At 71.2% G+C, this 1587-nt stretch carries 2 protein-coding genes and 1 pseudogene; all 3 read left to right on the top strand.

Annotated elements, in window-relative coordinates; all coding sequences use genetic code 11:
- The coding region (locus tag I5E_RS08835; protein ID WP_022906658.1) for an NmrA family NAD(P)-binding protein at positions 1-542 on the top strand (542 nt) is incomplete at its 5' end.
- A gap of 216 nt (positions 543-758) precedes the next feature.
- Positions 759-1211, top strand: coding sequence for a hypothetical protein (locus I5E_RS08830; RefSeq protein WP_022906657.1), 453 nt, complete (start codon positions 759-761; stop codon positions 1209-1211).
- Positions 1208-1587, top strand: a pseudogene (locus I5E_RS08825) (hypothetical protein); the annotation flags it as partial. The gene I5E_RS08830 and the pseudogene I5E_RS08825, both read left to right, overlap by 4 nt.

Raw genomic sequence — 1587 nt, 5'->3', positions numbered from 1 at the left:
TCTTCCTCACCGGCGCGTCCGGCTACATCGGTTCCTCGGTCCTCCGCGCACTCGTCGCCCACGGGCACGAGGTCACCGCCCTCGTCCGCACCGACGAGAAGGCGCAGGCCGTCCGCGACGCCGGCGGCAATGCCCTCGTCGGTGACGTCAGGCAGCACGTCACGATCATCGGGCAGGGGCTGACGGTCGGTCGTCCGCTCGGCCTGCTGCTCACCCGGCTCGAGGCCACCGCGACGCTGACGCACTCGCTCACCGAGGACGTCGCCGCCGAGTGCCGCCGAGCCGACATCATCGTCGCGGCGGCCGGGGTCGCCGGACTCGTCAAACCCGACTGGGTGCAGCCGGGTGCGGCGGTCATCGACGTCGGCATCAGCCGCGTGGTGTCGCCGGAGACGGGCAAGGCCAAGCTGCGCGGCGACGTCGACCCCGAGGTCGCCTCGGTCGCGGGCTTCCTGTCGCCGACGCCCGGTGGCGTCGGCCCGATGACCCGCGCGATGCTCATGAAGAACGTCGTCGAGGCGGCGGAGCGCCACCTGCACTAGCGGCGTGCGCGTGCGTGCGTGTGCGCGCCGCGATGTGCGCTTCGTGAGCAGAAATGGTCGGGTCCCGTCGTCGGACCCGACCACTTCTGCTCACGAACCACGTTCGGGAGGCGCGGGTCGGCGCCGCCACATCCGCGCGGGTCCGAGGTGGCCGGATTCGGGGCGACCCTCGGATGGGCGCTTCTGTGACGTCCGGCGCCGCGCTACCGTTCGAGCATGACCACGTCCGTCGCGGAACCCGGAGCGCGCGAGTCGCTCTTCACGAAGGACGCCCGCAAACTCATCTGGATCACACTGCTGTGCCTGTTCCTGCAGGTCCTCGGACAGAACTGGTCCGCCGACCCGCGGCTGCCGGGCAGCACGGACACGCACGAACTCGGCTTCGTGCAGTTCGAAGCCCGGCCGTGGATCGGGTGGGTGCTCCTCACCGTCGGCTTCGCGGTCGGCGGCTTCGTCGTCGGGGTCGCTCGACGGGGAGCCGCACGGTGGGACCAGGACCGCGTGCTCGCACTCGGTCTGACCGGGGTGGTCGGGGTGACCATGCTGGTGTGGGTGCTGTTCATCGTGCAATGGCAGTGGGTGTTCTGGGCCGTCGCGCACGGCGACGTGCACCCCGTCACGATCGGCGACGTCTCGTGGTCGATCCAGCGTCTCGAGGGCGCGCCGTGAGCGTCGACCGCGGTGCTCCGGTCTCGCACATGGGGGAGCACATGCAGACCGCACCGGTGATGGCGCACGCCGGACGGAAGCTGCGACCGCGGGCATGGGGCCTCGTGCTGATCGGAGTCGTCGCGCTCCTGTCGTACCCGACGCTCACGATGTGGTCCGCCGCGGCGGAGTACGGCGGGACGGACGGCGACGGGCACTGGATCGACGACGCGGGCAACCTGCTGTCGAGTGCCCCACGCACAGTACAGGTCGAGGGACACCCAGCGCCGGCCGCGATCGCCGTCCTGCTGCTCGTGGTCGTCGTCGGCACGTTCCTCCCGCCGACGCTCGAGCGGCTCGGCAAGCGATCGCTCGGCGATGTCATCCGGTTCGCGGC

This window comes from Curtobacterium sp. B18 (genome assembly GCF_000333375.1).
In the GTDB taxonomy this organism is placed as follows: Bacteria; Actinomycetota; Actinomycetes; order Actinomycetales; family Microbacteriaceae; genus Curtobacterium.
Note: the sequence above shows the minus strand (reverse complement) of the source record. Positions and strands in the feature narration are given on the sequence as shown.

Coding starts and splice junctions, on each gene's coding strand:
- I5E_RS08830 (WP_022906657.1), top strand. CDS start 759: ATGACCACGTCCGTCGCGGAACCCGGAGCGCGCGAGTCGCTCTTCACG.